This window comes from Hymenobacter translucens (assembly GCF_020685205.1).
In the GTDB taxonomy this organism is placed as follows: domain Bacteria; phylum Bacteroidota; class Bacteroidia; order Cytophagales; family Hymenobacteraceae; genus Hymenobacter; species Hymenobacter translucens.
Genome location: NZ_JAJERB010000009.1, coordinates 226,005 through 232,711 on the forward strand (window position 1 = coordinate 226,005; position 6,707 = coordinate 232,711).

Annotated in this window: 5 protein-coding genes; 4 read left to right on the forward strand and 1 reads right to left on the reverse strand. The window is 63.3% G+C overall.

The window, feature by feature from the left end; genetic code table 11:
* The first annotated feature begins 85 nt into the window (after window positions 1-85).
* The 3 genes from LJY25_RS18515 (at window position 86) to LJY25_RS18525 (ending at window position 4,180) form a co-directional block, all read left to right on the forward strand.
* Window positions 86-1,549, forward strand: a complete 1,464-nt coding sequence (locus LJY25_RS18515) for a BatD family protein (RefSeq protein WP_227609965.1) — start codon at window positions 86-88, stop codon at window positions 1,547-1,549.
* Between the two features lie 61 nt (window positions 1,550-1,610).
* Window positions 1,611-2,690 carry a chorismate synthase gene (aroC, locus tag LJY25_RS18520; protein ID WP_227609966.1) on the forward strand — a complete coding sequence of 360 codons (1,080 nt, stop codon included), beginning with the start codon at window positions 1,611-1,613 and terminating at the stop codon, window positions 2,688-2,690.
* 107 nt (window positions 2,691-2,797) lie between these two features.
* Entirely contained in the window at window positions 2,798-4,180 is a 1,383-nt protein-coding gene (locus tag LJY25_RS18525; RefSeq protein WP_227609967.1) for an SBBP repeat-containing protein, read from the forward strand.
* Window positions 4,181-4,305: 125 nt separating this feature from the next.
* Here the strand turns inward: LJY25_RS18525 and LJY25_RS18530 are convergent, their stop codons facing one another.
* On the reverse strand, window positions 4,306-5,664 hold the full coding sequence (locus tag LJY25_RS18530; protein WP_227609968.1) for an HTTM domain-containing protein: 1,359 nt from the start codon (window positions 5,662-5,664) through the stop codon (window positions 4,306-4,308).
* 219 nt (window positions 5,665-5,883) lie between these two features.
* Between LJY25_RS18530 and LJY25_RS18535 the strand changes: the two genes are divergently transcribed.
* Complete coding sequence (locus LJY25_RS18535; RefSeq protein WP_227609969.1) at window positions 5,884-6,507, forward strand: NifU family protein; 624 nt, start codon at window positions 5,884-5,886, stop codon at window positions 6,505-6,507.
* Window positions 6,508-6,707: the final 200 nt, after the last annotated feature.

Sequence of the window (6,707 nt, forward strand, 5' to 3'; positions counted from 1 at the left end):
CCATACTTGGGTAAGCCCGGTGAGAAAATGCCGTTGGGTGCCCGCCCGCGCGTTTTTCCGTAGCTTTGACAACTAACCGAACCGCATGGCTGGGCGCCTTTTTCTCTTCCTGCTTTTGTTGCTGGCCCTGGGCGCGGGGCTGCCGGCCGGGGCGCAACCAGCCGGTCCTCAGGTGAGTATCGTGCCGGGCAAGCCGAGCTTTCCCATCAACGAGTACTACACCATCAGCTTCCGGCTGCGCGGAGCGCCGCTGGAGCGGTACTCGGCTTTTCCCGACATCGAAGGCTTCAAGAAAAGCGGCAAGTCCAGTACTACCACCACCCGGATCACCGGCGGTCAGACCACTACCGAGCTGACCATCACCCAGCGCTACGCCGCCTTTGCGGAAGGCAGCTTCGAGCTGAAGCCCTTCTCCATGACGGTAAACGGCATTGTGGTTCAATCGCCGGGAGCCACGCTGCGGGTGGGGCCCCAGCAGGCCGCTCCGCCGCCCGCCGCCCCGCTCGAGGGCGTGGGGCTGCTCGACCAGCTGTTTGGCAAGCCCAAGGTGCAGGACTACGTGGAGCCCCGCGACAATGCTTTTCTGGCGCTGGTGCCCGACAAAGCCACGGTGTTTGTGGGCGAAGGCGTGCACGTGGCCCTGTATTTCTACCTTACTCCTGAGGACCAGGGCCTGCTGAAGTTCTACGATTTCCAGCGCCAGCTCCCCGATATTCTGGGCCAGCTGCACCAGCGCACTGCCTGGGAAGAGCCCTTTGACGAGCAGGAGGTATTGCCCGAAACCATCACGGTGGGCACCAAAACCTACCTGCGCTACCGCCTGTACGAAGCCCAGTTTTACCCGCTGAACACCCAGCCCCTGCGCTTTCCGGTGGTGGGCCTGCAGATGATCAAGTACAAGGTGGCCCGCAAGCCCGAGCCGGGCGTCGACAACCAGATGGCGGGGTATAAAACGTACTTCACCGATGCCCGCACCGTGCAGGTGCGCCCCCTACCCCCGCACCCCCTGCGCGACCAGGTGCCGGTAGGAGAGTACCGCCTGCGCGAGGCCATCAGCCGCTCGGCATTCCGCACGGGGCAGACCTTCGACTATACGTTTTCGGTGGTCGGTATCGGCAACCTGGCCGCGCTGTCGGGCCCGGCTGCCGCGTCCCGCCCCGGGCTGGAAGTATACGGACCCGATGTGCAGCAGGAGCAGACCCGGCAGGGCGGGCGGGTTGGCGGACGTAAAAGCTTTCGGTTTCGGCTCGTACCGCGGCGGCCCGGCCTGCTGCCGCTCGACAGCCTGTTTTCCCTGGTTGTGTTCAACCCGGCCACGGCCCGCTACGACACGCTGCGCTCCGACCTGCAGCCCCAGGTGCGGGGCGCGGACCGCTCTGCCTTCCGGGCCCTGCCGTCTGACCCGTTTTACCAGGACGTGCTGACCCGTACCGACAATACCCTGCAGCCCCTGGACGTATACGACGACGTGCGGCGCTATTCGAATTTCCTGCTGCTGGGCTTGCTGGTGCTGGCCGTGTTCGGCTGCTGGCGCGCCTGGCGGAGCTAGTGGGTTTGACGTCCGCGGACAGAAACGGGGTACGGGCAGCCCGGGCGCTTACCTTTGCCCCATGAGCAACTCATTCGGGACCTTATTTCGGATAACCACCTTTGGCGAATCGCACGGCCCGGGCATTGGCGTGGTGGTCGACGGCTGCCCCGCCGGCCTGCCGCTGACGGCCGACCAGATTCAGACCGCGCTGGACCGGCGCCGACCGGGGCAGTCGGACCTGACGACCCCGCGTAAGGAAGCCGACCGGGTGGAAGTGCAGTCCGGGCTGTTCGGCGGGCAGACGACGGGTACGCCCATCGGCCTGTTTATCCGCAACGAGGACCAGGCCAGCCACGACTACTCCCACATCGAGCACGCCTACCGGCCTTCCCACGCCGACTACACCTACGACGCCAAGTACGGCCGCCGCGACTACCGGGGCGGGGGGCGCAGCTCGGCCCGGGAAACAGCAGCGCGGGTGGCGGCCGGGGCCATTGCCGCGCAGCTGCTGGCGCACTACGGCGTGCAGGCCCGCAGCTACGTGTCGCAGGTTGGCGCCGTGGCCGTGCCCGTCGGCTATGAGCAGCTCGACCTTGGGTTGATTGACACGAACCCGGTGCGCTGTCCCCATCCCGAAACGGCGGCCCGCATGGCCGAGCTCATCCGCCAGACCCGGGACCGGCACGACACCGTGGGCGGCCTCGTGACGGGCGTGGTTACGGGCGTGCCGGCGGGACTCGGGGAGCCGGTATTCGATAAGCTGCATGCCGAGCTGGGCAAGGCCATGCTCAGCATCAACGCCGTGAAGGGCTTTGAGTACGGCTCCGGCTTTGCGGGTACGCTGCTGTTCGGCTCCGAGCACAACGACGCCTTTTATACCGACGAGGCCGGCACCGTGCGCACCCGCACCAACCACTCGGGTGGCATCCAGGGCGGCATCAGCAACGGGCAGGATATCTACTTCCGGGTCGCCTTTAAGCCCGTAGCCACGATTCTGCAGCCCCAGGCTACCATCAACGACCAGGGCGAGGACATCACCCTGGCCGGCAAGGGCCGCCACGACCCTTGCGTCCTGCCCCGGGCCGTGCCCATCGTGGATGCCATGACCAACCTCGTGCTGGCCGACATGCTGCTCCGGGCCCGGGGTAGCCGGCTGTAGCATCGCAACAGCGTACAGGATAGAAGCAGAGGAAGCCACGGTCAGCTGAGAAGTATAACGGAAACCGCATTAACTTGCAGATTCACTGTCTATGCGTGCCTGGTCTAATGACGAAGCAACTCGTTCTCTTCGGTCTTTTCTGTTTTCTGCTGATTAATAACCTGGCCTGGGCCCAGGTTCCTGACTTTCAATGGACCCGCACGGTCGTGGCTCCAGGGGATATGTTCTCCAAGGACGTGGCAGTTGATAAGGCTGGTAATGTGTTTGTAACGGGTAGCTACTTCAAGAGCCTTACGCTTGGCAGCATCCAGCTTATCGGAAAGACGACGTCAAATATCTTTCTGGCCAAGTATAACGCCGCCGGCACGCTGATTTGGGCCAGGAGTGCATCCAGCAGCGATATTCAGAGCTTCAGCCTGGCAGTCGATGCCCAGGGCAATGCCTTTGTCGCCGGCTGGTTTAGAACCTCTGCGGACTTTGGGACGAGCACCCTGGCCGGACACGGGGACGAGCATCTCGATGCGTTTCTGGCGAAATACGATGGGGCCGGGCAGCTGCAGTGGGTGCAGAGCCCGGATCGGAAAGAAGGCGAGTCAAGGGCTCACGCCGTGGCGGTTGATGCCGCGGGTAATGCCTACCTGACCGGCCTGGCAGAAGTTGTCTCCGGTTTCGGAACGGCTCGGTTCCCTGCCGCGAAAACAGGTTTTTTTCTCGCTAAATACAGCCCTGCCGGTCAGCTGGCGTGGGCTCAGGTAATGGAGGATCTGTACACCGGCAGCGACATCACGGTGGATAACAGCGGCGGTATCTACGTTACGGTTAACGAAGCCAGCAATGCGCTGACGTTCGGCGCCACCAAGCTGGGAAAAGGCCGCGACTCCGACCAGCTGCTGGCCAAATTCAGCTCTTCCGGTACGCCGGAGTGGGCCCGCCGGATCAGCTCGGCGGATGGAATCGGCGGAATAGCAACTGATGCAAAAGGCCGGGTGCTGCTTACCGGAACCCTGGTGGCGGATACGCTCAGGATGGATGGTGGGGCGCCGGTGCTTAAGCCGAAGGAGCGGGGCGTAGTTGCGTTTCTGGCCTGCTACGGGGCCAACGGCACCTGGCAGTGGGGTACGACGGTTGCCGGCAAAGGGGATTTCATCAGTGGTGCCCTGGCCGTCGACGGTACTGGCAACTCGTACGTAGCCGGTCACCTGCTCGAAGAGCCAAATGACCCCGCCGCCTACCACACGTTGGCCGTTGCCAAGAACAGCCCGGACGGCAAGCTCGTCTGGACCCGCAAGGTTGCCGGCAAGGGCCACGGTGAAGAGGTCCACGCCGTTGCCGCAGACCAGGCGGGAAGTACAGTGGTCATCGGTAAGTATTTCGGAACCCCGACGTTTGGCGCGACTACCTTGCCCAAGTACACCTTGCCTTCCGGGTTCCAGGAAGGATGCATGTTTGTAACCAAGCTTGCGGCTGCGTCGGCTGGGAAGAAGAAATAGCCCCGGTAAAGCGGTACTTCCGTCGGCTGGGCAGTGCAGCAAAGCAGCAGGGGCATCGGCCTATAGGAAGAATCATCAAGCAGGTCTCAGAGGCCGGCGGACTGCCTGGCCATGGAAAACCTGTTTTACTCCAGTGGTGGAGCCGGCGTTATCCAGCCATAGTGCCCCAGGGAGCGGGTTTCCGCGGCCAGGTTCACGGTGCGCGCCACAATGGGCCGGCCCGGGCGACGGTTCAGGACCACGTTGGATTCGGCATAGACCGCCACGGGGCCCAGGCCGCGCCGGGCATAGTCGGCGGCCAGGAAGTGGGCAAACTGCAGGATGTAGTCGGGCTGGCCGACAAGCTTGCGGCTTTGCTGGAAGGTGAGGTAGGAGGACGGCGAAACCAGCTCCTCCCGGCCGTCCGGTAAAACGACCCGGTAGTTGAGCGTGCCTTCTTTCACCCGCAGCATCATGTGCCAGGAAAACTGATGGCCTTCTTCGGTCCAGTGCACGTCGCCCGGATACAGCCAGGGCCGCAGCGGCAGCAGCAGCTGGATCAGCGCGTACAAGCCGAGCCCGGCGAGCAGCAAATGGGGGCGGTGCGGCGCCGATAGGGCCGGGGCAAGCTCCGCGGGAGTGGGCACCGGCACCCGGCTGCGAAACCAGGCGCCCAGGCGGCCGGGCAGGCGGCGGGGCCAGCCGGGTGAAAAGTAAACCGCGGCTGTCAGCAGCATCGAAAACCACGGAAACGTACCCAGGCCAAACACCACTACGTTGGAAACGTGGAAAAACACGGCCGCCCCGAACGCCCACGGCCGGGTGCGGCGCCAGAGCATCAACGGCACCACCAGCAGATCGAACAGCACGCCTCCATAGCTCATCAGCCAGGGCAGAAGCGGATGGCCCAGGACTCCCCCGATGATGGGGTAGCCCGACTTGGCCGTCAGCCACACGGTGAGGGGCCGCGCCATCAGCCAGTCGGGATTAACCTTAGCCACCCCTGCAAAAAAGTACACCAGGCTTAGCTGAAACACGAGGATGTAGCGCGTCCAGGCCGGAACGGTGGCGCTGGGGTGGACGCGGCCGGCCCGCACGTCGGCGGAGGCCGCATGGTGGGCGGGCATCAGGCTGAGCAGCCCGGCTACGAGGCAGTAGAGGTAGATGTGGTTGATAAAGCGGGTCTGCTCGGCCAGAAACACCAGCGTGTAGCACAGCGTGAGCAGCCGGGCAGCCCACCGGAAGTGCCAGCCCGCCGCCACCGCCACCCCGCCTGTAATGGCTCCCAGGTGCAGCCCGATGATTACGGCCGGGGGCCAGCGCGGCAGCCAGTCGAACAGCAGGTAAGAAAAGTTGAACTGGGGCTCGGTGTACTCGCGCAGGTAGCCCAGGGCCAGGCTGCCCGTCATTTCAATGGCCAGCAGAAAGCCGACGCCGATGCGGGCTGCTACCAGCCAGGCACTGTCGATGGGGCGCAGCAGCAGGGAAGTAAGGCGGGCCAGCATGGCTGCAAGATACGCGCCCCGGAACCAGGACGGTTTTCCGGGCGGCCAGTCCGGGCCGTGGGGCTGGCAAAGCAAGCGGCTGCGGCCTGATGGTGTCAGCTTCCCGCGGCGTTGCGTACCTTTGGAACATTACGCCGATGGCACGGTTTTACCGCCGCCGCTGTTTCTCTTTTCGGCATTTACTACCCCTTTCTTTTTCCGTCTCCAAGTCTTTCAAACATGGCTGATACCCTCACTTCCCCCGCCGGTCCGGTTTCCATTTACGCCGAAGCCAGCCCCAACCCCGAATCCATGAAGTTCGTGCTCAATACCCAGCTGGTGAGCGAGGGCGTGAGCGTGGACTATCCCAACGTTGAAGCCGCGGCCAACTCGCCCCTGGCCCAGGAGCTGTTCAATTTCGACTACGTCGGCCGCGTATTCATTGCCTCGAACTTCGTGACCGTCACCAAAGTCTCCGACCTCACCTGGACCCACCTCATCCCCGAGCTGCGCACCTTCCTGAAGTCGTACGTGGAAGCCGGCGGCCCGATCTTCATCGTGGACCCCGCCGCCGAGCACAAGGCCTCGCAGGAGGCTGCGGCCGGTAACTCCTCGGAGCAGGACCAGCAGACCAGCCAGAAAATCATCGACCTGCTCGACAACTACGTGCGTCCCGCCGTGGAGCAGGACGGCGGCAATATCACCTTCCGCTCCTACAAGGACGGCGTGGTGACCGTCAACCTGCAGGGCTCGTGCTCGGGCTGTCCCTCGGCTACCGTCACGCTGAAGTCCGGCATCGAGAACCTGCTCAAGCGCATGGTTCCCGAAGTAACCGAAGTCGTTGCCGAAGGAATTACGGTTTAGGTTTTAGGGCTTAGGGACTTAGGTCTTAGGACTTGGTTTTTCAACAACCAAAATAAAAAGGGCCCGCAACGGTAGTTGCGGGCCCTTTTCTGTAACCTGGCGTCAGGACAGAAGTACCTTCTAAGACCTAAGACCTAAGACCTAAGACCTAAGACCTAAGACCTAAGACCTAAGACCTAAGACCTAAGACCTAAGACCTA

Coding starts and splice junctions, on each gene's coding strand:
- LJY25_RS18525 (WP_227609967.1), top strand. CDS start 2,798: ATGACGAAGCAACTCGTTCTCTTCGGTCTTTTCTGTTTTCTGCTGATT.
- LJY25_RS18530 (WP_227609968.1), bottom strand. CDS start 5,664: ATGCTGGCCCGCCTTACTTCCCTGCTGCTGCGCCCCATCGACAGTGCC.
- LJY25_RS18535 (WP_227609969.1), top strand. CDS start 5,884: ATGGCTGATACCCTCACTTCCCCCGCCGGTCCGGTTTCCATTTACGCC.
- LJY25_RS18515 (WP_227609965.1), top strand. CDS start 86: ATGGCTGGGCGCCTTTTTCTCTTCCTGCTTTTGTTGCTGGCCCTGGGC.
- aroC (WP_227609966.1), top strand. CDS start 1,611: ATGAGCAACTCATTCGGGACCTTATTTCGGATAACCACCTTTGGCGAA.